This window comes from Cyclobacterium sp. SOCE241 (assembly GCF_056867545.1).
On the sequence record NZ_CP149779.1, the window covers coordinates 1,091,241 to 1,113,269 of the forward strand.

Annotated in this window: 29 protein-coding genes and 1 pseudogene; 27 read left to right on the forward strand and 3 right to left on the reverse strand. The window is 37.2% G+C overall.

The genetic code is table 11. The features are described 5' to 3' along the window. The first annotated feature begins 158 nt into the window (after positions 1–158). The 24 genes from WG932_RS05155 to WG932_RS05270 all read left to right on the forward strand — a co-directional run bounded on the left by WG932_RS05155 (position 159) and on the right by WG932_RS05270 (position 16,294). Positions 159–479, forward strand: coding sequence for a thioredoxin family protein (locus WG932_RS05155; RefSeq protein ID WP_483087204.1), 321 nt, complete (start codon positions 159–161; stop codon positions 477–479). Further along, positions 464–610, forward strand: a complete 147-nt coding sequence (locus WG932_RS05160; RefSeq protein WP_483087205.1) for a hypothetical protein — start codon at positions 464–466, stop codon at positions 608–610. Before WG932_RS05155 ends, WG932_RS05160 begins: the two co-directional genes overlap by 16 nt. After that, positions 610–1,992: a tRNA uridine-5-carboxymethylaminomethyl(34) synthesis GTPase MnmE gene (gene mnmE / locus WG932_RS05165; RefSeq protein WP_483087206.1), complete on the forward strand. Its 1,383-nt coding sequence runs from the start codon at positions 610–612 to the stop codon at positions 1,990–1,992. The genes WG932_RS05160 and mnmE overlap by 1 nt, the downstream gene beginning before the upstream one ends. A gap of 258 nt (positions 1,993–2,250) precedes the next feature. Beyond that, positions 2,251–2,613, forward strand: a complete 363-nt coding sequence (locus WG932_RS05170) for a helix-turn-helix transcriptional regulator (protein WP_483087207.1) — start codon at positions 2,251–2,253, stop codon at positions 2,611–2,613. 26 nt (positions 2,614–2,639) lie between these two features. Then, complete coding sequence (locus tag WG932_RS05175; RefSeq protein ID WP_483087208.1) at positions 2,640–3,866, forward strand: tyrosine-type recombinase/integrase; 1,227 nt, start codon at positions 2,640–2,642, stop codon at positions 3,864–3,866. A gap of 7 nt (positions 3,867–3,873) precedes the next feature. Further along, positions 3,874–4,254, forward strand: coding sequence for a hypothetical protein (locus tag WG932_RS05180; RefSeq protein ID WP_483087209.1), 381 nt, complete (start codon positions 3,874–3,876; stop codon positions 4,252–4,254). Positions 4,255–4,259: 5 nt separating this feature from the next. Continuing rightward, on the forward strand, positions 4,260–4,784 hold the full coding sequence (locus WG932_RS05185; RefSeq protein ID WP_483087210.1) for a hypothetical protein: 525 nt from the start codon (positions 4,260–4,262) through the stop codon (positions 4,782–4,784). A gap of 85 nt (positions 4,785–4,869) precedes the next feature. Next, positions 4,870–5,229 (forward strand): helix-turn-helix domain-containing protein, encoded by a 360-nt coding sequence (locus WG932_RS05190; RefSeq protein ID WP_483087211.1) that lies wholly within the window; start codon positions 4,870–4,872, stop codon positions 5,227–5,229. Next, positions 5,219–5,542, forward strand: coding sequence for a hypothetical protein (locus tag WG932_RS05195; protein WP_483087212.1), 324 nt, complete (start codon positions 5,219–5,221; stop codon positions 5,540–5,542). The genes WG932_RS05190 and WG932_RS05195 overlap by 11 nt, the downstream gene beginning before the upstream one ends. Then, entirely contained in the window at positions 5,539–5,985 is a 447-nt protein-coding gene (locus tag WG932_RS05200) for a DUF3987 domain-containing protein (RefSeq protein ID WP_483087213.1), read from the forward strand. The genes WG932_RS05195 and WG932_RS05200 overlap by 4 nt, the downstream gene beginning before the upstream one ends. Before the next feature lie 29 nt (positions 5,986–6,014). Further along, entirely contained in the window at positions 6,015–6,917 is a 903-nt protein-coding gene (locus WG932_RS05205) for a DUF3987 domain-containing protein (protein ID WP_483088582.1), read from the forward strand. Between the two features lie 108 nt (positions 6,918–7,025). Beyond that, the gene (locus WG932_RS05210; RefSeq protein ID WP_483087214.1) at positions 7,026–7,877 is read left to right on the forward strand and encodes a PG0870-related protein; all 852 of its coding nucleotides are present in this window, start codon (positions 7,026–7,028) and stop codon (positions 7,875–7,877) included. Further along, complete coding sequence (locus WG932_RS05215) at positions 7,874–8,485, forward strand: DUF6371 domain-containing protein (protein ID WP_483087215.1); 612 nt, start codon at positions 7,874–7,876, stop codon at positions 8,483–8,485. The genes WG932_RS05210 and WG932_RS05215 overlap by 4 nt, the downstream gene beginning before the upstream one ends. Positions 8,486–8,497: 12 nt before the next feature. Then, positions 8,498–8,707 carry a hypothetical protein gene (locus tag WG932_RS05220; protein ID WP_483087216.1) on the forward strand — a complete coding sequence of 70 codons (210 nt, stop codon included), beginning with the start codon at positions 8,498–8,500 and terminating at the stop codon, positions 8,705–8,707. A gap of 99 nt (positions 8,708–8,806) precedes the next feature. Further along, positions 8,807–9,463 (forward strand): hypothetical protein, encoded by a 657-nt coding sequence (locus WG932_RS05225; protein WP_483087217.1) that lies wholly within the window; start codon positions 8,807–8,809, stop codon positions 9,461–9,463. A 408-nt stretch (positions 9,464–9,871) separates the two neighbouring features. Continuing rightward, positions 9,872–10,225: a helix-turn-helix domain-containing protein gene (locus tag WG932_RS05230; RefSeq protein WP_483087218.1), complete on the forward strand. Its 354-nt coding sequence runs from the start codon at positions 9,872–9,874 to the stop codon at positions 10,223–10,225. After that, on the forward strand, positions 10,222–11,316 hold the full coding sequence (locus tag WG932_RS05235) for a phage integrase SAM-like domain-containing protein (RefSeq protein ID WP_483087219.1): 1,095 nt from the start codon (positions 10,222–10,224) through the stop codon (positions 11,314–11,316). Before WG932_RS05230 ends, WG932_RS05235 begins: the two co-directional genes overlap by 4 nt. Positions 11,317–11,326: 10 nt before the next feature. After that, on the forward strand, positions 11,327–11,521 hold the full coding sequence (locus WG932_RS05240; protein WP_483087220.1) for a hypothetical protein: 195 nt from the start codon (positions 11,327–11,329) through the stop codon (positions 11,519–11,521). Between the two features lie 61 nt (positions 11,522–11,582). Beyond that, positions 11,583–12,209, forward strand: a complete 627-nt coding sequence (locus WG932_RS05245) for a hypothetical protein (RefSeq protein WP_483087221.1) — start codon at positions 11,583–11,585, stop codon at positions 12,207–12,209. Then, the gene (locus WG932_RS05250) at positions 12,209–13,054 is read left to right on the forward strand and encodes a hypothetical protein (protein ID WP_483087222.1); all 846 of its coding nucleotides are present in this window, start codon (positions 12,209–12,211) and stop codon (positions 13,052–13,054) included. Before WG932_RS05245 ends, WG932_RS05250 begins: the two co-directional genes overlap by 1 nt. Positions 13,055–14,123: 1,069 nt before the next feature. Continuing rightward, positions 14,124–14,495: a RhuM family protein gene (rhuM, locus tag WG932_RS05255; protein ID WP_483087223.1), complete on the forward strand. Its 372-nt coding sequence runs from the start codon at positions 14,124–14,126 to the stop codon at positions 14,493–14,495. Continuing rightward, positions 14,492–14,614 carry a hypothetical protein gene (locus WG932_RS05260; RefSeq protein WP_483087224.1) on the forward strand — a complete coding sequence of 41 codons (123 nt, stop codon included), beginning with the start codon at positions 14,492–14,494 and terminating at the stop codon, positions 14,612–14,614. Before rhuM ends, WG932_RS05260 begins: the two co-directional genes overlap by 4 nt. Before the next feature lie 1,063 nt (positions 14,615–15,677). Next, positions 15,678–16,052 (forward strand): DUF4221 family protein, encoded by a 375-nt coding sequence (locus WG932_RS05265; protein ID WP_483087225.1) that lies wholly within the window; start codon positions 15,678–15,680, stop codon positions 16,050–16,052. Continuing rightward, on the forward strand, positions 16,049–16,294 hold the full coding sequence (locus tag WG932_RS05270) for a hypothetical protein (RefSeq protein WP_483087226.1): 246 nt from the start codon (positions 16,049–16,051) through the stop codon (positions 16,292–16,294). Before WG932_RS05265 ends, WG932_RS05270 begins: the two co-directional genes overlap by 4 nt. Before the next feature lie 304 nt (positions 16,295–16,598). Here WG932_RS05270 and WG932_RS05275 read toward each other — a convergent pair whose 3' ends face one another. From WG932_RS05275 to WG932_RS05285, 3 genes are all read right to left on the reverse strand, one after another. Further along, on the reverse strand, positions 16,599–17,177 hold the full coding sequence (locus WG932_RS05275) for a hypothetical protein (protein ID WP_483087227.1): 579 nt from the start codon (positions 17,175–17,177) through the stop codon (positions 16,599–16,601). Positions 17,178–17,514: 337 nt separating this feature from the next. Continuing rightward, positions 17,515–17,736 carry a hypothetical protein gene (locus WG932_RS05280; protein WP_483087228.1) on the reverse strand — a complete coding sequence of 74 codons (222 nt, stop codon included), beginning with the start codon at positions 17,734–17,736 and terminating at the stop codon, positions 17,515–17,517. A 150-nt stretch (positions 17,737–17,886) separates the two neighbouring features. Continuing rightward, positions 17,887–18,909 (reverse strand): hypothetical protein, encoded by a 1,023-nt coding sequence (locus tag WG932_RS05285; RefSeq protein ID WP_483087229.1) that lies wholly within the window; start codon positions 18,907–18,909, stop codon positions 17,887–17,889. A gap of 720 nt (positions 18,910–19,629) precedes the next feature. Here WG932_RS05285 and tnpA point away from each other — a divergent pair. The 3 genes and pseudogenes from tnpA to tnpC all read left to right on the forward strand — a co-directional run bounded on the left by tnpA (position 19,630) and on the right by tnpC (position 21,951). Continuing rightward, positions 19,630–19,857: an IS66 family insertion sequence element accessory protein TnpA gene (tnpA, locus tag WG932_RS05290; RefSeq protein ID WP_483087230.1), complete on the forward strand. Its 228-nt coding sequence runs from the start codon at positions 19,630–19,632 to the stop codon at positions 19,855–19,857. A 67-nt stretch (positions 19,858–19,924) separates the two neighbouring features. After that, on the forward strand, positions 19,925–20,353 hold the full coding sequence (gene tnpB, locus WG932_RS05295; protein WP_483087231.1) for an IS66 family insertion sequence element accessory protein TnpB: 429 nt from the start codon (positions 19,925–19,927) through the stop codon (positions 20,351–20,353). Positions 20,354–20,476: 123 nt separating this feature from the next. Then, positions 20,477–21,951: pseudogene (tnpC, locus tag WG932_RS05300) on the forward strand (IS66 family transposase). Positions 21,952–22,029: the final 78 nt, after the last annotated feature.

Consider the following 22,029-nt stretch of genomic DNA (forward strand, 5'->3'; position numbering starts at 1 on the left):
AAAGGGAACCGTTTCGACCAATATTGGGTTTCATAAAACCTTAGCATAAAAAATGTACGTTAATATAATATCTATGACTTATTGAAATTTCATAGGCCATGAGAAATATAATTTGAATACCGAATTTGTAAGGGTAATAAAAAAGAAACTTAAAAGCCATGAAAAAAGTAGTTGGACTTATAGTGATGCTGGTTTTTATTCAACAATTTTCCTTCGCTCAAAAAGAGTCGATTAACTGGCATAGTTTTGAGGAGGTAATAGAAAAAACAGCTGCCAACCCAAAAATGATTCTTGTAGATGTGTATACCGACTGGTGTGGGTGGTGTAAAAAAATGGATAGAAATACTTTTACCGATCCCAAGGTAATTGAATATGTTAATAATAATTTTTACGCTGTCAAACTAAATGCCGAAAACAAAAAAAGAAGTTTGAATTTAAAGGCAAGGAGTATTCCGAACAATCGATGGCTCGAAATATGAGGGTAAGGTCTTTTCCCAATTTTATTATCATGGATGCATCCATGGAAAACATCACCCAACTTCCCGGCTACAGGGAACCGGAAAATTTTGTCAGTGCTTTAAAATCTTTACTTGAAAATTTCGACCATTAATGGCTTTACATTTCAGTCAAAAAGAAGATACCATCATCGCTTTGGCCACACCTCAAGGTGTAGGTGCAATCGCCGTAATCCGGCTCTCCGGAAACAATGCCATAAAACTGGCCAATCAGGTTTTTTATGGCAAGGACCTGGAGAAGCAGGAAAGTCACACGATTCATTTTGGAACGATTCGCGATGAAAAGCGGGTAATCGATGAAGTGCTCGTATCTTTATTTATTGCGCCAAAATCTTTTACCAAGGAAAATGTAGTGGAAATATCCACCCATGGCTCTTCTTATATTATCAATCAAGTAATTAAATTACTGGTAAGCAAAGGAGCCCGCCCTGCCCTACCCGGTGAATTTACGCAAAGGGCTTTTTTAAATGGACAGTTTGACCTGGCCCAGGCAGAAGCGGTGGCAGATTTAATTCACAGTGATTCCGAAGCTTCTCACCAAGCTGCCATGAATCAAATGCGTGGTGGATTTTCTGGTGAAATTGCCAGCCTTCGTACGGAGTTGATTCATTTTGCTTCCATGATAGAATTGGAACTGGACTTCACAGAGGAGGATGTAGAGTTTGCCAGCAGAGATGATTTGAGAATTCTTGTAGAAAAATTACTCCGTGTTGTGGAGCAATTGATCAGTAGCTTTGACTTGGGCAATGTGATTAAAAATGGGGTACCAACCGTAATTGCCGGAAAACCAAATGCGGGCAAGTCCACCCTACTCAACGCTTTACTCAAAGAGGAAAAAGCCATCGTTTCAGATATTGCCGGAACCACCCGTGACTTTATAGAGGATGAAATCAATATTGGAGGTGTAATTTTTAGGTTTACCGATACTGCAGGGATTAGAGAAACCACTGATGTGCTCGAAGCCATGGGTGTTAGTAGAACCCATGAGAAAATGAAGGCCGCATCACTGATCCTCTATCTATTTGATTTGGGAGATACGGACATGGTGGAAATCAGCAAAGACATTAATAAATTAGAAAATCTAGGAATCCCTTTCCTTAAAGTAGCCAATAAGGTAGACAAGGCCAATCCATTATTTATCAATGAATTAACCAAGTCCTATCCCGACACAATTTTTATTTCTGCAGGTAAGAAAGAAAACCTGGAAACTTTAACGAGCCGGATACTTGAATTGGTAAACCTGGACAAATTCAGAACCGGAAACACCATCGTTACCAATATCCGCCACTACGATTCGTTGACAAGAACCCGGCAATCCTTGCTGGATGTATTGACCGGTCTGGACGAAGAAGTTACAAACGATTTTCTGGCCATGGACATCCGTCGTTCCCTACATTTCCTTGGGGAGATCACCGGCGAGATCACCACCGACGATTTACTTGCAAATATTTTTAGTAAGTTTTGTATTGGAAAGTAACCACCACAAACAAAGCAATATAAAAACATACATAAAACATTGAATAAGCCCTATTTAAGGGCTTATTTTTATGCTTTCTTGTTTATGGTTTATTTCTATTTGTTTATTGTTTTTCTTGTACCTTTTTGTACCTTTATTGTACCTGAAGGGTTGAGGTACAAACTTCAACCCTATTTAGGGCGAAATTATGGCACTTAATTACACTTATTTCCCCTTAAGTACCCTTAAATACCCTTAAGTACTCTTAATATTCTTGAAATGAGTTCAAACATTTTTATTCAGCGTATTTGCGAGCATTGCAGCAAGGAATTCACGGCACGCACAACAGTAACCAAGTTCTGTTCTGATGCTTGCGCAAAGCGTGCATACAAAGCAAGGAAAAGAGCAGAAAAGATTAAAGAATCAAATACAGCAACCTTGAAGGTGAAGAACAAGCCTATTGAAGAACTTAAAGCAAAGGAATTTTTAAGCGTGAAAGATATTGCCCTGCTGCTTGGCTGTTCAACCCGTACAGCTTACAGGCTGATTGATAAGGGAAAGATCAACGCTGTAAACCTATCTGAAAGGCTTACAAGGGTTAAGCGATCAGAACTCAATAAAATAATGGAACAGAAAAATTGACGTGAAACCTGAAGCATAAAGAACAAATGGCTATCAAAGTAAAACTTAGACAAAAAGCGATTTCAAAAGGAAGATCAAGCCTGTATCTTGATTTTTACCCTGCTGTATTCAATTCTGAAACAGGTGAACTTACAAGGCGTGAATTCCTTAAAATGTATGTTCACGAACCTATCAAGTACAAGAAAAGAACCATGCCTAATGGCACGGTAAAGCAGATACCTGTTTATTCTGATAACCCAATACTGAACCAAACCATTGAACAGGAAAACAGCAAAACTTTTGCAACGGCTGAACAGATCCGTTTGAAGCGAGAAAACCAGCTGAACAAGCCTGAAATTTATACAGAGTTCGAAAAGGAACGCTTAAGAATTCAGGAAGCAGGAAAGCAGAACTTTGTTGAATACTTCAGGAAGCTTGCAAAAAAGCGTAAAGCTTCAAACCATGACAATTGGATTTCAGCCCTGAATTATCTTGAAAAGTTTGCCAAAGGAACTTTGCTGTTCGCAGATTTAAATGAATCTGTTCTTGAAGATTTCAAGGATTATTTACAGACCACAACTGACAACAAAAGGAAAACCAAAATATCAACCAATTCAGCGGTTTCATACTTCAACAAGGTTAAAGCAGCCTTGAAACAAGCGTACAAGGATAAAATACTGCAAACTGATTTGAATGCAAAGATTGAACCTATCAAAGCAGCAGAAACAAGGCGTGAATTCCTTTCAATTGAAGAACTGAACGAACTTGTAAAGAAACCTTGTAATGATCCGATGCTTAAGCGTGCAGCCTTATTTTCAGCCCTTACAGGTTTACGGTTTTCGGATATTCAGAAACTTACTTGGTGTGAAGTACAGGAAGTTTCAGGGCAAGGGTACTTTCTGAACTTCCAGCAGCAAAAAACTGAAGGGGTTGAAAACCACCCAATTTCTGAACAGGCTTACAACTTGTTAGGTGAAAGGGGTGAATTCAGCAGCAGGGTATTTGAGGGGCTTACTTATTCAGCCTATCAAAATACACACCTTGCCCAATGGATTGGTTCAGCAGGCATTACAAAGAAAATTACTTTCCATTGCTTCAGGCATACATACGCCACCCTGCAACTGTTTTATGGAACTGATATTTACACCGTTTCAAAGATGCTGGGGCACAAAGATTTGAAAACTACGCAAGTGTATGCAAAGATTGCAAGCAAGCTGAAACAGGAAGCAGCGAACAAGATCCAACTTACAAGTTTACCAACCGATAAAGCATAAAGAACAAATGGGAAAAAGACTTTTATCAACCGATTATCAAGAAATTGTAGTTAGATCCTTTGTCTTACCAATAAGCGATTGGTATAACTATTATTTGAACCTTATTGAATTAAATTATAATTACAATAGAGACATAGTTGAGAAACTTGAGCAGGTTATTAATCAATGGATTGATTTGTATAAATCAAAGGTTTATGGCGGTATTGTTCCCTTAAAAAACGAACAGGGTAAAATTGAATTTGTTGATATAAATCAAATATTTGGAGTTGATGAACACGGGAATAAGACAAAAATAGATATCGAGAAAACAAACTATCCATTTCAAATAATCATTGATGGAAAAAATGTACCAATAAGTATGAATAGAGATTTTTTGATGAACAATTAAGAAACTTGGATATTATTAAAAGTGCCATTTCATTAAAAAATAACCTTATTAATTTTGAAAATACCTTGCCTGAATCTTTAAAAAAGCACCTTATAAAAGATCCTATTCCTGAAGGTTTTGATTATTACGATTTGAAAAACAGGGTTGATTTGATTAAGCAAATACCTGAATTACTAAAACAGTACAAGATAAAACTTCAAAGTATTAATGAAAATACTGATATTGAAAAACCCCGAAAATATAAATCTGAACACTATGCCCTTGCTTATCTTTTTGACTGTAATGCAACAGGGGTTAGTTATTCTTTTGGAAAAAAAGAACTTGAAAAAGTTGGTTTTAAAAGAGTAAACGGAGCGATTTCGCCAAATACATTTTACAAAGCGGTTTCAAGAATTTGGAACAATTACGGAGATATTAATTCAGAATCAAACCTTGTTAAAATAGCAGGCGAAGATTGGAAAGAAATATTATTTGAACTTACAAAGTACCCTGAAGAACTAAAAAAATACCTGCAAAGTAAACAGCTGTAATTAGGGCGAATTTAGGGCGAATCCCCAAAAGCCCCTGAAATTGCCCCGTGAACTTGCGTGCATAATCAAATAATCAGAAAGTATTATGCACAATCTTGTATTAAGTCCGATTGATCCTGAAAAGCTTATTGAAAGCATTTCTGAAAGGGTTACAGCTAAAATCCTGAAAGCGGTAAATTTTGAACGGAATTCAGGTGAAGATTCTGAACAAGTTCTTACAATTCAGCAGGCTGCTGAATTCCTGAACCTTACTGTTCCAACCATGTACAGTAAAAGTTCCAAAGGTGAACTTCCTGTAATGAAAAGGGGCAAGCGTTTATATTTTTCAAAGCAGGAACTTACCAAGTACTTGCAAGCAGGGCGAAAACAATCCTTTGCTGATGTGGAGGCTGAAGCTGATGCCTATTTGTCTAACAATAAATTAGGGCTGAAGCATGGAAAGTAAGAAAACCACCACCAACAGCCCAAAAGTATTTTTGCATAAAGAACAGGGTAAAAATACTGCATTTCAGGCACAAAAGAAAAGGGTATTTGCAGCATTTCAGAAACAGCCAAAAACCATGCTTGCCGTTTCCGTTGAAACAAAAATCTTGCGTGCAAATATTTGCAGGTATATTGCTAAATGGAAAAAGGAAAATAAAATCAAGCTTGTAAAGATTGGTATTTGTCCGATTTCAAAGCACCGTGCAGGGTTCTATACTACGAACCAAGAACTGTTTCCCTTGATTGTTGAACTTTTTAAACGTGCTGGGGAATGAAAGAACTTAATCCAATTTTCGAAAACCTTAACCCTGAAACAATCTTGAACCATGTTCAGGAACAGAAACAGGAATTGAGCAAAGAACAGAACCCTTTCCCCGTTGAAGTATTCCCCGACCTTATTCAAAAGATAATCAGAGAAACAAATGAAAGCCTGAACTTTCCTGTTGATTTTATTGGGGCTGCTATCATGTACGCTGTATCTGTTGCTATTGGGAACACTCACAAAGTGCGCATTATGCAAGGGTATGAACAGAACGCTGTTCTTTATTTGTCGATTGTCGGAAAAGCTGGCACAAACAAAACACACCCAATTGCATGGGCATTGAAGCCGATTAATCAAAAGGATAAAATCAAGTTTGAAGAATATTTGGAAGAGTTCAGGAAGTATGAGGAATACAACAGGCTTTCACCAACAGAAAAAAGAAACAGGAAAAAGTAAAGTTTCCTAAAAAACCTAAATGGGAACAGCTGCTTGTATCGGATTTCACCCCTGAATCTTTGACTGAAATAATGGATTTTAATAAAAGGGGTATTGGGGTTTACGCTGATGAACTTGCAGCTTGGTTCAATAACTTCAACAGGTACAACAAAGGAAGTGAAGAACAATTTTGGTTAAGTATTTGGAGCGGTACAGCGATTAGAATAAACCGAAAAACAAGCAATCCAATAATGATACAGAACCCTTTTGTTTCAGTAATTGGAACTGTTCAGCCTGCTGTACTTGAACAGCTTGCGTTAAACCGTACAGAGAATGGTTTTATTGATAGGCTACTGTTTGTAGTACCTGACAAGCTACAAAAGGAATATTGGAGCGAAAAAGAACTTAATCCTACTATTGAAACAGAATGGTTTACTGTTCTTGACAAGTTGTTAAACCTTAAAATTGAAAACCAGCCTGAAGTATTGGATTTCAGCCCTGAAGCACGTGCAGAAATGTTTCAGTTCAATAGGAAACTAACTGATTTATGCAACCGAACAGAAAGTGATTCAATAAGGGGTATTTATGCCAAAATTGAACAGTATGCCTTACGGTTTTCTTTGCTGCTGGAAATGATACGGTTTGCATGTTTTGAATCTGATAAGCAAGCAATAAGCCTGCAATCTGTACAAGGGGCTGTTAAGCTTGTTGAATACTTTCAGAACGCTGCTATCAAGGTTCACAAACTTTTGAATGAAACGAACCCATTTGATAAGCTACCAGCAGATAAACAGAAACTTTATGATGCCTTGCCTGAAGAATTTACAACAGGTGAAGGAATTAAAATTTCCCTGCAATTGGAAGTAATGAAAGAAAGGGCGTTCAAAGAATGGATTAAGGATAAGAACTTGTTCAAGTACCTTGAAAGGGGCAAGTATGAAAAGCTGTTGTAATTCAATGCACTTTGCACTTTCCGCATTAACTGCATTTCATGCACTTCAAAAGTGCAGCAAGTGCGCAAAGTGTTGAAAGTGCATAGTGCAAACAAAAGAATCTAAAAAATGAAAACATACAGATACATACTTGATAAATCCAGCAGAAAGTTTCCTTGCCCTGTATGCCTGAAGAAAACCTTTGTGAAGTACGTTGAAACTGAATCAGGTGAATACATTACGGGCGATTTCGGAAAGTGCGACCGTGAAGCAAATTGCAGCACCCATATTTTACCACCTTTGGAAACAAGATGCTGTTTTGTTCCTGCTGATTCTATTCAGGAACATAAAAATTCAGTACTGATTATTCAGGAAGGTTCAAGGTTCTATTTCCCGAAAAGCCTTGTATTTGAAAGCTTGCCCAATGGCTGTTTTGTCGCTGAATTTATCCTTGCTGATTCAGGCGATTTTAAGGGGCTTAAATGGAACGAATCTGATTCAAGGTACTACGATAGTCAAAACAGGAATCTAACCTTTCAGGAGCAAAAAAACAGGGGTATTCAGGTAAAACAGAATAAGGTTATTGAACCTGTTTTCTTTCCTGTTCAGGTATTCGAAAATACTTTAAAAGGATATAGCCAAAATACATTTATTCAGAACCTTTTGAATACTGTTTCTTATCCTTTCAGCCCTGAAGATGTGGAACAGATTATTTCCCTGTATTATTTGGGTACGGTTACAAAAGGTTACAGACAAGGAGCAGTTACATTTCCGTACATAGACAAGAACAGGAACGTTCATGCTGTACAGGTTAAGCAGTTTGATAATAGCAACCACACAACAGGAACAGATAAGCTTGACAAGGTTATTTTCAACGGGCTGAACCAACAGAACAAGCCCTTACCTGAATGGCTTACCAAGTACATGAACTATGGAAAACAGGAAGGTTTTTTAATTGCTTGTTTGGTGAACACTTGTTGAGCAAGTACCAGCAGAACCCTGTTGCGCTTGTTGAAGCACCCAAAACAGCGATTTACGGCACTTTGTATTTTGGCTTACCTGAAGATCCTGAAAACTTACTTTGGCTTGCTGTTTACAACTTAAGCGGTTTGAATCTGAAAAGATGTAAAAACCTGCATGGAAGAAAAGTTTTGCTGTTCCCTGACTTATCCAAAACAGGCAAGGCGTTCAGCGATTGGAGCAGGAAAGCAAAGGAACTTCAGGAACTTGTTCCAAACAGTAAATTTTCTGTTTCTGATTTGCTGGAAAGAAACGCAACTGATGAACAGCGGTTGAAGGGTTACGACCTTGCAGATTTCTTGATCCAGCAAGATTGGAAGCTATACAGAAACCCCATAAACAGACCTGAAACAAATGAATATACAGGAATTACAAACAGAATTACAGAACTTAGAAAAGGAATCGAGCAAGATAAAAACAGAATTGAATTCCTTAGAAATGAAGTACCAAGAATGGAAAGTGCATTTATTCAGGCTGCAAAGAAATGCAAAATTGAATGGTACAGACCTGCTTGGTATAATCCAAAAAGAATGGCTGATGTGAATGAATTCCTTTATTGGACAAATTGAACTGATTAAACTATGAAAAAGAAAGATCCTGTACTTACAGAAACCTTGCGTGAAACTATGAAAACAATCATGCAGCAAGAAATTGAAAAACTTCCTGAACAGCTTGCCAAACTTGAACCGAAAGAACGGCTGGATATAGTTCTGAAGCTGATGCCTTATGTTTTCCCAAAGGTTGAAGCAATTAAAGCAGGTGAAGGTGAACCCCTCAATTGGGGTTTTTAATTAATATTCCACTATCTGTTCGCACGTATGGAAAGCGATTGAAAAACAGGTAAGTTCTTTAATAATTTAGGTTTCATAAATCGAATAAATATCGAAAGCATGCCAAAATATTCTAATTTCCCAATACTGTTTGATACAACTTGTCAGATAAATATTTCTGATTTCAAAAGCTGGGGTTTTCTGAAACCGAACCATACAATAAATACAACCTTAACATGGAGCAGTCGAGGCGAGCAAACAGGAAGTGCAGGCTTGTTTGTTTCCATGCTTGAAAACGATCCATACATAGTTTTGAAATATAGCTATCAAGGTGAAGAACGTGAATACAAGGTGAAGTTATTTTGGAAGGAATCGAACCTGAACAGGGGTAAAGTTTGGTTCTTTATTTGCCCGAAAACTTTCAAGTATTGCAGAAAGCTTTATTTGGTTCATGGTTATTTTTTAAGCCGTGCAGCGTTTAAAGGGTACAATTGCATGTATGAAAAACAAACATACAGCAAGTACGGGCGTTCACTTGATAATCTTTTTGGTACTTACTATGGAAGTGAAAAAGCCTATGAACAGATTTATTCAAAGCATTTCAAAAAATACTATGCTGGCAAGCCTACCAAAAAGTATTTGAAGCTGCTGAAGCAAATTAAGGAATCTGAATCTGTTTCAACTGATCAGGTGAATTCAGCTATCTTTGGAAAAAGCCCTAAAAGCTGCTGGGTAAGATCCTTACCTTGCAATCAAAACAGTATTTTTTTGCCATGAACTAACTGATGAAATAACCCTGACTAAATTACGAAATATTCAACTTACCAAAAGCACGGGAAAAGGGCGTTTTTTGCCTTATTTCGTGCATTCCTGTACCTTATTTGTACCCCTTACTTGTAAGTAATTGATTTACAGTATTAATCACTTTCTGTATTGGAAAGTAAGTTACTTTCCCTTCATCCGCTAAACCCTTCTTATACTATCATTAAGGCTATTTTTCCTTCATTTGTTTGTTGCTAATCATCCCTTTTTTCCGTATATTTATTGCTAATCAGTTGTTACTAGAAACAAGTTTGTGGGTAGCAACAGATTTTTTGAGCAATGGCGAGATGATGTTACATCAGGATACATACTGATACAATCAGATACACCCAGTGACGGAAACAAGCCCACAAAAGGAAGCACGTGAGCAGCAACATTGAGATACCGAAGATCTGTCAGCACTGTGGTGAGTCATTCATCGCAAAGACTACGGTTACCCATTTCTGTAGCCATAAATGCGCATCCCGAAATTATAAGAAGCGCAAGCGGGATGCTAAGCCACAAGAAGCAGCTCCTGTCTCCCATCAGCGTTTAGAGCTCCAAGAAGATCAGTTAGGAAGCAAAGACTTTTTAAGTATCGAAGAAACCTGCAAGCTACTTGGAACAAGTCGCATGACTATCTACCGTCAAATCAAGTCTGGCACAATCAAAGCGGCCAAACTTGTTAGACGAACCATAATAAGGAGAACCGAAATCGATAAACTGTTTCAGGCATGAAAGTAACACTCAGACAAAGGAACCAGGGCGGAAAGACCAGCCTGTACCTTGATTACTACAACAAGGGCAAACGCAAAACGGAATACCTAAATCTCTACCTAGAGCCTAACCCGAAAACCAAGGAGCAAAAGGAAATCAATAAGAAGACCCAGCAATTGGCTGAAACCATCCGAGAGCAAAGGCAAATTGAAATCCCAAACGGCACTTACGGTTTTCGTGACAGTGAAAAACTAAAAGGCAGTTTTACTGCCTATCTGCAACTTCTTGCCAATAAACGCAAGGACAGCGCAGGAAATTACGGGAATTGGGATAGCATGATCAAGCATTTCAAGAAGTTCATGCCTCAAGACATTTCTTTTGAATTTGTGAATAGAGAGTTCGTACAGGACTTCAAAGAATACCTGGATAAAAAGGCCATAGCCCATGGAGTTCAGAAACTATCTCAAAATTCCAAATACTCCTATTTTAACAAGTTGCGGGCTGCCCTAAAGCAAGCCGTAAAGGATGGCATCATTCCACATAATCCTGCCGAAGGTGCAGAAGCATTTAAACAGGGAGAACCGGAAAGAGAGTTTTTGACACTCGAAGAACTGCAAGCAGCTGCGAATACCGAATGTGAAAACACCCAATTAAAGACAGCATTCATTTTTTCTTGCCTTACAGGACTGCGCTGGTCAGACATAAATAAACTCCTATGGTCCGAAGTGCAGCATTCAAATGATCGGGGTTACTACATCCGATTCAGACAGAAGAAAACCAAAGGAGCAGAAACACTCCCAATCTCAGAACAAGCCGTTGGCTTGCTTGGCGAACGCCAAGATAAAGACGAGCGAGTGTTTAAAGGATTGAAATACTCAGCTTGGCACAACCTGAAATTGCAACAATGGATGATGAAAGCAGGAATATCCAACACCATTACCTTTCATTGCGCCCGGCATACTTATGCCACATTACAACTTACAGCTGGAACAGATATTTACACAGTATCAAAGCTGCTAGGTCATAGAGAGCTTAAAACGACCCAAGTTTATGCGAAAATTATTGACGACAAGAAGAAAGAAGCAGCCAACAAAATCAAATTAGACCTTTAATTCTCATCATATGTCTGAAGATAAAAAAATGAAGGTTTACGGGTTGGCTTGCCTAAATTCGATTGGGCAAAATTCCAGAGAAACAGATTTACTTATGATTGGCAATTCTATTCTGAAAAACACCAACACCATTTTGAATACAGTGAAGATATGCTGTACCAAGAAGGTGCTATTATGGAAGGGGAAGAAAGGATTGAATGCGTAGAAGTAGAATTATATAAGTCACCAGAGAAACCTCCTTGGGACTTCCATATTAGGTATAGTAATTGGCAACTTGCATTACGGGTAGATTTTTTAAAGAAGTATTTGAAGAGCGTGCTTTTGTTGAAGGTTATCAACCTCAACACAAATATGTTAGGTTGGTAATTCCACCAAATATCCATCATGAAATTCTCACCGTAATCAACGATTTTGAGCTTCTTCACATTCGGGATCTGCTTTTGGAAGTAATAGCGACAGCCCAAGACACCTATATCCGTGATGTAGCTTTTTGGGAAATGCCGGAAAACCAAAAGCTGATAACCACTGCGGAAAAAGAAACCGAAAAAGCAATTCAGGTCATTGAGCAGTCGGGAGTTGACATGAAGTCTTGGCGACAGTTCGAAGGAAAGGTCAGACCGCGTTTAGACCATATCAAATTTGTATTCAATACTGGCACGATTAAATTGAAGCATGAATGGCTTGCTAAAGAGTTTATCAAGAACATGAAAAGTTCCTACGATGATATGCATTACAAGGATTGGAAGAAGGACCTTGCACGTTATCCTGACCGATTTAAAGAGAACGCACACAAATCAAAGTTCAAATATCGATTAGCCAAGTCTTATTATAACCTATTTTCAAAAGCTAAGTTCTTTGAAGTTACCGAAGAGACTCCTACCCAAATCGGCTAATGCTTTGCATTGCCAAACTCATTGAGTTTTCTCTGATTCCCGTTGGAGATTGGAATGAAACAGATGATGTCAAAACAAGGCACATTCGGAATTGGTTGAAACGTAATGATCTTGAACCAAAGCTCACTTTTGCAGAAGTACCTACAGATCTTGAAAGGCTCAAGCAGTACTTTGAACCCAACTTTCTTGAAATGGCAAATGCCACTAAACGAGCCGATGCTATTTCAACAGCTTTCTTCGTTTGCCATCGCTTCGATATTACTGATTTATTACCTGACCTCATCCACATTGCTTCCTGTATAAATGAGACCAATTGGCTTGTAGGTCACCAAATGACAGCTCAAGGCGTAAAGGAAGACCCGCAGAATCCTGAGATGAACGCCTTCAAAAAGCTAATGAACGGTGTTAAAGACAAACGAAAGCTAACTTCTATAAATTTCACAATGGAAGGCGAAGACGGAGAACAGGCACTTTCTTCACGCTTACCACTATTTCTGATTGAGAAAGCCCTAAAAGAATACTATGAAGGTTACCGGGTTGAGTTTGATTGTGATGTGGTTCCAACTACATATAAGAAAAATGAAGACGGCAGCATCAAGATTGAAAAAGAACCACGAATCAACCTACCACATGAAAGACACTTGGTCCGTATGGTACATTCTCTCTACAGTTTTCTGAAGGATCATTCAGGTATTGAAGAAGGTAAAATACTTCCTGGGCAACAGTACTATGAAATCATTGCTTTGCTATTCAAAGAATCGTGGGTTTTCTATCAGAAATTTTTAGATGATAGAACTGTAGTTGAGCAGATCAAAGAATGGCATAATCTTTCTCCTGAAACATAAATACATTACGTCCTATGTGCTTGATGATCAATAGGAACAAAGGCGTTTAAAAGTAGCATAGTGTTGTTCCTTTGGACGCTTAAATCAAGTGTCATATTTGCCTAAACAATTTTAAAATAAAAAAAACATGAAGGCAAATTCCAGTTTAGAATGTAGGGTTAATGAACTTGAAAATAGGTTGACTTCCCTAAACAAAGAAAAAAAGGTAAAATGAATAGGGTGAAAACAGTTCTTTCTTCAATACTCATTTTAGAAAAAGCATGGAAATTGATTAAGCATTTTTTCTTAGAATTAAACCTATGAACGCATCTTTAGAAATATACAATCGCATTCGGTTTCTCGATCTTCGCCCGTGGTTATTTAGGCTCTATAACAGTTGCGTAAAGCAATTGGTGTTTTCCTTAAAAATCGCTTCCTTTGTGGAGCGGTTTTTTTATGCCCGCACACTTCGTTTTTCCTTTCTTTAGTCCTTAATTAGCCTAATATCAACACTTCTTGTTGCTAATCTGTTGCTAATGCGACCTAACTATCGGATCTACAGGTATAGAAAAGATATAGTATCGGAAAGTAAGCTTACTCCTTTTATACTTAATATTTAAATGAGGTACCTCAACTGGAATGCTTACATGGAGGTTTCCCAGATGGAATTCGAAAAAGCCCCATTACGTTTTCAGATACACAAAATGAAAACCATGATTTTCTCCTCTACCTTGCATTTTAATAATGGTATATGAACATCTGACATTACTGAAAGATTTCATTATTTATTTTTCCAAAAATAAATCAAAAATTTCTACACCTGTCTCCAATCAGAATAAATTTTAGGGGAAATAACCAAATGCCTGATATTTAACCATAAAAAAAGGTGCTTATTCAACTATATGGCCTGGAAAGTAGGCAGAAACAACTAAACAATAAATCATTTTTTTCTATTTTTTACCATTTAAGGTGTAAATTCACATCACCCCTGAACAGCTCCTAAATTGCTATATTTGGATATGGCCATGCTTATTGATGTGTGAAACAAGTTGAACAGTAGAAATTTGAGTGAATTTACGGAACAACTTTTATGGAAAACAAAATCGAAATCTACCAAGGAAGTGATGGCCAGACTCAAATAGAGGTTCGTTTTGAAGGCGACACCTTTTGGCTACCTTTGCAACAAATTTCAGAATTGTTTCAAAGAGATAAATCCGTTATTTCCCGGCATATAAAAAATATCTACAAAGAAGGTGAACTGATTAGGGAAGCAACTGTTGCAAAAAATGCAACAGTTCAAATGGAGGGGAAAAGAAAAGTTGAAAGGGAAGTTGAATTTTACAATCTAGATCTTATCCTATCTGTTGGGTATAAAGTAAACTCCAAACTAAGGTACTCAATTCAGAATCTGGGCAACCAAACGGTTAAAAGACTACCTTATCCAAGGTTATGCAATCAATGAAAAGAAATAGACTAGCCCAGAAGCAACAAGAAGTACAAACCTTAAAAGATGGTATTCGAATTATAAGCAGAGCAATTCAGCAAAAGAAGAAAGCCAATACTTGGATTTTGAATGACTGAATTACTTTGCAAAAAGGTTTGGAATTGCTAGATGATTAGAATCATGAGAACCTGAACATGATTTTTGTACCGAATTTGTACCGTTTTTACCTCATACGACTGCTTTTCAATTATTTTTACATTCTGTTAAGAAGTAAGCTTGGACTAAGTTCTATATACCTTTAATTAATAGTATTTATTTAATTATATATCAGGCATATATGATTATTTATTTTTATTTCTTTCCTTTTTAAATTCATTTTTTTAGTTCAATTGCCAGTAGGATTGGATGCTTAAGAAAGACCTATTCTATCTAAAGTTGGCTTAATATTTCACACAGCCAAAGCCAAAGTTGTGTTAAGAAGTTATTTCAACCTCTTTCCCAAACCACAAAGCATTTTTTAATACAGGAAGAAGGCTATTTAGAAGCTACCTAGTAATAAGGTTAAATATTAAATTTTTAGTAAATAGGTTTTTAAACTAAGTTTTTATTATACATTTGTTTTGGGTCTATTGCTATTAGAAAACGAATCGTCAATTATATCTCGAATTATCGATTTGCAAAATGCAACCGCGTCTGAGAAGTCCGAGTTTGAACAGTGCTTTGTAGTGATGGAATTTAAATTTTAGAACAATGAAAAACACGTATTCTACCTCCTTTTGATTCCCCTTCTCTATTCCTGCGGTAAGGAATCTTCTGAAAAAGCCCAATCAGAAATGTTCTGAAACCTGACTTATACGGTGGATACGATACTGGTAGATTCGGAGAGGATATTTTCATCTTAAGCTCAGGACTAGGAACTAAAACCCTTAATCAAGACAAAAAGCAAATTGCTGTTTTTGAAATAGCCCACTGAATTTAGTGGAAGTGGATTTGAATAAAACAAGTTAGTTAGTAAAACGCATTCGAGAGGAGGGGCCTAATGGAGTAGGTTCAAGGTGTACAATGAGGTTCAGTCCGGGACCAAATGGGGATTTATTTATCAATGGCTATACTACACAGGGAATATTTAATGGCAGTGGCGAACTGCTAAAAAAATCTAAATGTGGTGCCGGAAGGAATTGAGCATGATCTGGCAATAATGTGCAACAGCTTTATGATAAGGCTGTTTATGATTTTGAGAACAATCGAATCTATTCCCAACCACCAAGTCAGGAAAATAGGAAGCACCTTTTATTTATTATCGATCCGATAACCAAGGAACATCAAATTGAACCAATACCTGAAATGAAAGCTGTAATGGAATTTACGGGGACTTTGGTCGTAGATGGGATGATAGACTTTTGGGTCGACAACCAAATGTATATCGAAAATCAACAACTTTTGCTTACCGTGGGTGCTATGAGTGCGGTTTATCGGTTAGATCTGATGAAAAACAGCTGGAGGATATTGCAGGAGAAACAAATATCAACCCGAAAAAATACATCATTAAGATTATCAAAATCTATAATGATATGAGACCACACGAGAGTTTAGGAAATCTAACACCTAACCAAGTACATGACGAAGGTTTTACAAGGCATGATACCGAACGCGTTATTGGAAAGAAATATAATTGGAAAAAGAAGACCGAACCTGTCAAGGCCCGGTCTGAAAATAGCAACGCTATCGGACCAAACGACTATTCCTTGGCAAGTTGCTCCTCAGCAGAGCTTGCCTCCGCTTTATCGTGGTACTGTAAGTTAAATGAAACTTCTTAGAAATTAAAACACTTACTATATTTGAAAAACAAAAGTGTCAACCATTTTCAGGACGAGACTCATATCCACTGGATAAATCAGCAAGATGCCTGTAAGTTTCCCAACTTTTGGACGTCAGTATGGCTCCGAAGGTCGGGACATAAATCCCTACACATAAGAGATACCGATAAAGCTAGGTCTGGGCTTTTCACTCTCTGTAATAATTTGGTATCTTCGATACCAAATGCCCATGCTGGGCACACACACTGCATTCAGACTATGCTGTTACAGTCCTCAGAATAATTAGTTATTGTACCCAGAGATTTTAATTAAATCCAAACAAATTTCTTTTCATTGGCGTAGGGATTCTATTTTCAACATAAACAGTATTGAAATTCGTTTCAACAATTTCTAGTTGGCTAGAAATCTCGGTGAATATTTCTGAAGTTTCTTCGTTAAAGTTTGAACACATCGATTGTCCGCTCTTTTGGGTGTCCTCAATAAATTTACGGTAATTTGAAATGAAACCACTGATTTCTAGAAGTAATAGTTCATATTCATTCATCCAAAATTTCACCTGTTCAATCTGGTATGTAATTTTATCATCATTACTTGATTCATAACCTAAAATACCAATATCATTGCCTTCATTTCTCAAGTTCTCGAAAAATTCATTTTTTTTACCTTCAACAAGGTCGATTTCGTCAGGATAATCCTGAGTATAGCCTTTTTCGAACCTTAATTCACGTAAGTAGCTTGAAAAATACTTTTTTGATGCCAAGTTATAATTCTCGAGTCTTTTGCTCAGTGAATATAATTGTCCAATTAGTATGTCATAGTCTTTTTTCGTTGTATTTGTAAAAGAGAGAACACATGAAAGTGATTTTAAACTTTCACTTTCCAAATCTCTCCTTTTATGATATTTAGCTAAAAAAAGGATACTATTGAAACCCCAGTTGAAATAATGGGGTTGTCCAGTGCAGGTATCTCTTGTTTTAGGTTGTTTACATCGTCAACAGTTGGGAAAGGTTTCCGATCTCCTAATATATTTAAAGTTGAATTCATTGCAGTATTGAATTCTGAATATGTAGTTGGATCGATAAGCTTATTAAATTGAGTTTGGAGGACAAGTTGACTAAAGGAGAGGTTAAAACTGTTGGTTTCTTTAATGATGTGATGCAAAATTTCTTGACCAGCATCGAAGCGATTTGAAAGAGTAGATACGTAAGAGTCATATCTTGCTATATTCGCTTCCCCAGCACTTCTCTAAGATTGTCTGAAGATTGTATGTTTTGTTCAAGCTGTCTTAGTTGCTCTTTTAGACGCGCCTGTTCAATAATAATATCATTTGACAGTTCTTGTAGTTTGTCTTGATTGAGTTTTTCAACTTTTGTTGAATCCTGCCCATTAACATTTAATCCAAACAATAAAGTAATTAGCAAAGTAAAAATTGATTTTCTCATGATTTTTGATTTTGGTTATTGTTTTTCATTAGGCATAAAGTCCCAAATAAGGTACGTGCCTCTGAGTTTTCAAATGGTGTCAATGTTTCCGTTTTGCATTTCTATTTCAAATACCTCAATAGAGGCACGTGCTATTTCATTTATTAGCAGCTATAATATGAATTTGAGTTCATTGAACCATAAATTGATATTTTTTATGTTTTCACCTCTTGGATGAGGTTCTAAGCTCGGAATGTGAGATCGAATGAAATAAAAATGATTTCCTTCACTTATGATAATATTTTCTTCTATCAAATAAATCTCATTACTAGAGGCTCCGTTAATATTGACATTTTGAGTTTTAGTTTTGAACTTGGCATACAATACATTTCCAATTTTCTGTAGATTTTCAATTGTTGTTGTCTCGCCAGCTGTTAAACCTGACATCACTCTCAAGTTAAGCTGAGTTGCGAAGAATATGCTTACAAAATCATTATTCAACTGATTCTCTAGCTGATATTTAAGATCATCAATTTCTTCGGAATCTTCAATTGTTAATTCTAATTCTTCTGGATCAGTAGAATCCGATTCTAACTCAGCAGTTATATCAATTCCTAAACCCATGATATCATTGAGAATATTGGCATCTACAATCTGAACAGATAAATGAGGAATTAACTTTTGGACTACCCCTTCTTGCTCGAAAACAAGTGAATCTCGAGAGAACCATGCGTGAACTGGATACTTTTCTATAAAAGCTAAGTAAGTGGGGTCATTAAACATTATTGAAAACATTGGATCAGAAAGCTTCATTATTAAAAAATCAGAATCGCTTAATCCAAAGACTTTCTTTATGAAGTCAATTTCATTAAGAGCTTCATAACTAAAAAAATTGCTAGAAGTGTCGGCATAAAAATTTGCTACTGGAATATAACTAGAATTACTAGATGTGTTGGTATCGTTTTTCAAGAAAAACCTTCTTATATCAAAACTTTTATGTTCGCCAATGTTTCTCTCTATTGAGAGTACTCGTGAAGTCAATTCATCCTTTTCTCCCTCAAATTTTAACTCCATCAGTTTTTTCTCAGTATCAAAAAAGAATTTTGTAATCCCAAAAACTGTTCCTCCTGATAAGATGCAAACTCCTGTTAGAATAATAATGAAGTTATTTTCAATGATTTCCTTGAGTCCCATGTTCGATTAGTTTATTTCTGCTAACTCATTTATAGACGCAGTTTTTCTTCGAAATACTACCTTATATTGTAGACTTTACGCAATTTTATTTCCTTTTATTTTTATTTTCATGTACTCCAACATACTCTAAATCTATTTAACTTACCAGTTGATTAAATAGATATATATTACTCTGCTGATACTTTTTTATTTAAATATAGCTTCAGAATATAGGTTTTGTCAGTTCTCCCTCATATAAATGAGAGGCATTGAAATGATGTATCAATATATAAACTATCAAGATTAAATACAAATTTAAGACACTGAATAACAGATTTTTAACAACCACCACCTTTACAATAAAGCTCTCATTTCCTTACTAGGGACTAGCACTTGTAGAAATGATATTTTCTTCTTGCTTGAGATGTTACATTGAAAAAGTTCGACAGTATTTATTTTTATACAAGCCAATATTAAGCTATAAATCGTAATTGTAAATTTCTATTGCTAATTTATTTTTTGGCTTTATCCCTCTTATACTGCTTAATAATAACCCTCATGATGGCTTTCTTTACAAACCTTATCCGACCCACAAAGTGCATGTTTGTTCTAAATTGGGAGTCTTTTATTTTTTTAACAAAAACATAAGTTATGAAAATAATAGAAGAGATGTATCCAACCCACCAAGAGTATGTTTTATCTAAAAGGGAGTCCTTTATTTTTGTAGCAAAAACATAAGTTATGAAATTAAGAGAAGAAATGGTAGAGTTGGACCATGAGTTTGAAACTAGTGGACAGACGCAGAAGCTTTTCAGTGAATATAAGGGGATAGGGTTTCATAAATTCAATTACTGGTACAGAAAGCTACAAAGAGAGGCGACAACGCGTGAGGTCTTTCACAAGATCGAGAATCACACCCCCTCTCCACTAAGAATTGCAAGTCCGAGCTTGTCTATCCCAATGGAGTAGTACTACGGATTGATAGTGCTGATCCCGACCTAGTTTTCCGGCTTATCCGACTGTACTGCTGTTTAGCTTGGGATCTATCCATAGTTATTACCTTTACGGCAGTCTTGTGGACATGAGAAAAAGCTTCGATGGGCTTTGCGGACTAGTTCGCAACCACTTGGATAAAGATCCATCATCCGGTGTGGTGTATGTGTTCCTGAATCGGGGCAGGAACCTAATCAAATTGCTCCATTGGGAACAAGGCGGATACGTACAATATTATAAACGATTGGAGCAAGGAACCTTTACCCCTCCCGAAAAGACCCAAACATGTGGGCCAATCCGGTGGCCGAAGCTGGTTATGATGGCAGAAGGGATACTTTTACAAGGTTATAAACAAAAAAGAGGTACCAAAATAGGGTGTAAAAGCACTTTTTTCATTGACCGGAAGTCAGTAAATTCTTTACCTACCTGCTCCTATAGGCTGCATTGGATGATTTTGTTCCATTTTTTCTAAAAACCATTTTTCTTTCGATTTATCCACAGCTCGTGTGGATAAATAATCCATGGAAATTCGCTTTCTGTCCCCTATTTATAAATCATGGAAACCTCTCTGGAACGGCTCTCTAAAGAATAACTCATCACCCTTCTGGGTGACAGGGAGCGTATTATCCGTGAGAAAGAAGAGGAGGCTACCTATCTAAAGTCCCTTGTCGAGAAGTTCAGGCGACTTGCATTCGGACAGAGAAGAGAACGTTTCGAAGGTAGCAGTGATCAGATGTCACTTCCTTTTTTAGGACCTGCCGAAAAACAGCAGGAACAGGCAGCGGAGCGGAGTTTGAAAAAAGAAAGAAAGACTACGAAGTATCAGGAAAACCTCCCATGGAGGGCCCAGACCTCTTGCTGAACATCTTCCCGTAGAAGAAGTGGAACTGTATCCGGATGGTGACCTCTCGGAGATGGTCTGCATCGGTAAAGAAGTGACCGAGGAACTAGATTTTGTTCCCGCAAAGTTTTTCATCAAAAGGTTTATCCGCTATAAATACGCCCCTAAAGATAAATTTATTGAAAACGGGGTAAAAATAGCCCCTCTGTCGACTAGGGTCATTGATAAAGGTATTCCCTCTGCCGGACAACTGGCTCACATGCTAGTAGTTGGTAAATACATGGATCACCTACCACTCTACAGACAGATACAGCAGTTTAAGAGGGAAAAGATCCCAATTGCTCCCTCTACCATAGAACTTTGGGCAAGACAGGGCCTAGAACGGCTGGAACCTTTATATTACTGCCTGCTTGAAAACACCAATTTGATGGGCTATCTCCAGGCTGATGAGACAACCATCAAAGTACTGGAAAACCCGGGTAAAAAGTCCTGTCATATAGGTTTTTACTGGGTCTACCACAGTCCGCTGGATGGTACCTTACTTTTTGACTACAGGCCTACTCGTGCAGCGAAAAGTATGGAAAACGTGCTCAGTGGCTTCAAAGGCTATCTGCAGACTGATGGATATCCCAGATATAAAAAGACGGGCGCCAGAAAAGTTGTCATTCATCTTGCCTGCTTGGCACATCCTAGAAGAGAGATTTTCGAAGCCATGTCTAACGACGATAAAACGGCACAGCAGGCGCTCACCTATATAGGTCAGCTTTATCAGGTAGAGCGAGAGGCTAAAGAAAAAAGTCATGATCCTGTAGCACGCAAAGCACTCAGGCTTGAAAGATCCCTTCCAGTGATCAATGAAATGGCTGCGTGGATAAAAGAGCAGTTGGTAATTATAAAACCCCGTGAGGCTATGGGAAAAGCACTTTTATACAGTGCCAACCCCTGGGCCGAATTATCCAACTATCTTCACGAGGGCCGGTTGGAAATAGATAATAATTTAGTTGAAAATGCCATAAGGCCTGTTGCACTTGGAAGGAAAAACTACATATTCGCAGGTTCACATGCATCAGCACAAAGAGCTGCCATGATTTATTCCTCCTTTTTTATTATGTAAAAACCATGATGTAAATCAATTTAAATGGCTCAAGTATACACTTGAAAATATCATGCAGACAAACCAAATAAACGTAAGAAACCTTTACCCACAGAACTTCAAAAATAAGGCTTAGTATGTACTTGGTGGTATGCATACGTTTAAAAATGGAAAACCAAATCGAAATATACCAGGGAAGTTGACGGACAGACCC

Bases quoted from the DNA above. Each gene is read 5' to 3' on its own strand.
- WG932_RS05260 (WP_483087224.1), top strand. From the start codon at position 14,492: ATGAAAAGAAATAGACTAGCCCAGAAGCAACAAGAAGTACAAACCTTA.
- WG932_RS05170 (WP_483087207.1), top strand. From the start codon at position 2,251: ATGAGTTCAAACATTTTTATTCAGCGTATTTGCGAGCATTGCAGCAAG.
- WG932_RS05220 (WP_483087216.1), top strand. From the start codon at position 8,498: ATGAAAAAGAAAGATCCTGTACTTACAGAAACCTTGCGTGAAACTATG.
- rhuM (WP_483087223.1), top strand. From the start codon at position 14,124: ATGGAAAACAAAATCGAAATCTACCAAGGAAGTGATGGCCAGACTCAA.
- WG932_RS05280 (WP_483087228.1), bottom strand. From the start codon at position 17,736: ATGAGAAAATCAATTTTTACTTTGCTAATTACTTTATTGTTTGGATTA.
- WG932_RS05210 (WP_483087214.1), top strand. From the start codon at position 7,026: ATGAAAACATACAGATACATACTTGATAAATCCAGCAGAAAGTTTCCT.
- WG932_RS05235 (WP_483087219.1), top strand. From the start codon at position 10,222: ATGAAAGTAACACTCAGACAAAGGAACCAGGGCGGAAAGACCAGCCTG.
- WG932_RS05285 (WP_483087229.1), bottom strand. From the start codon at position 18,909: ATGGGACTCAAGGAAATCATTGAAAATAACTTCATTATTATTCTAACA.
- WG932_RS05195 (WP_483087212.1), top strand. From the start codon at position 5,219: ATGGAAAGTAAGAAAACCACCACCAACAGCCCAAAAGTATTTTTGCAT.
- WG932_RS05160 (WP_483087205.1), top strand. From the start codon at position 464: ATGGCTCGAAATATGAGGGTAAGGTCTTTTCCCAATTTTATTATCATG.
- WG932_RS05155 (WP_483087204.1), top strand. From the start codon at position 159: ATGAAAAAAGTAGTTGGACTTATAGTGATGCTGGTTTTTATTCAACAA.
- WG932_RS05270 (WP_483087226.1), top strand. From the start codon at position 16,049: ATGAGACCACACGAGAGTTTAGGAAATCTAACACCTAACCAAGTACAT.
- WG932_RS05240 (WP_483087220.1), top strand. From the start codon at position 11,327: ATGTCTGAAGATAAAAAAATGAAGGTTTACGGGTTGGCTTGCCTAAAT.
- mnmE (WP_483087206.1), top strand. From the start codon at position 610: ATGGCTTTACATTTCAGTCAAAAAGAAGATACCATCATCGCTTTGGCC.
- WG932_RS05250 (WP_483087222.1), top strand. From the start codon at position 12,209: ATGCTTTGCATTGCCAAACTCATTGAGTTTTCTCTGATTCCCGTTGGA.
- WG932_RS05175 (WP_483087208.1), top strand. From the start codon at position 2,640: ATGGCTATCAAAGTAAAACTTAGACAAAAAGCGATTTCAAAAGGAAGA.
- WG932_RS05200 (WP_483087213.1), top strand. From the start codon at position 5,539: ATGAAAGAACTTAATCCAATTTTCGAAAACCTTAACCCTGAAACAATC.
- WG932_RS05225 (WP_483087217.1), top strand. From the start codon at position 8,807: ATGCCAAAATATTCTAATTTCCCAATACTGTTTGATACAACTTGTCAG.
- WG932_RS05190 (WP_483087211.1), top strand. From the start codon at position 4,870: ATGCACAATCTTGTATTAAGTCCGATTGATCCTGAAAAGCTTATTGAA.
- tnpA (WP_483087230.1), top strand. From the start codon at position 19,630: ATGAAATTAAGAGAAGAAATGGTAGAGTTGGACCATGAGTTTGAAACT.
- WG932_RS05180 (WP_483087209.1), top strand. From the start codon at position 3,874: ATGGGAAAAAGACTTTTATCAACCGATTATCAAGAAATTGTAGTTAGA.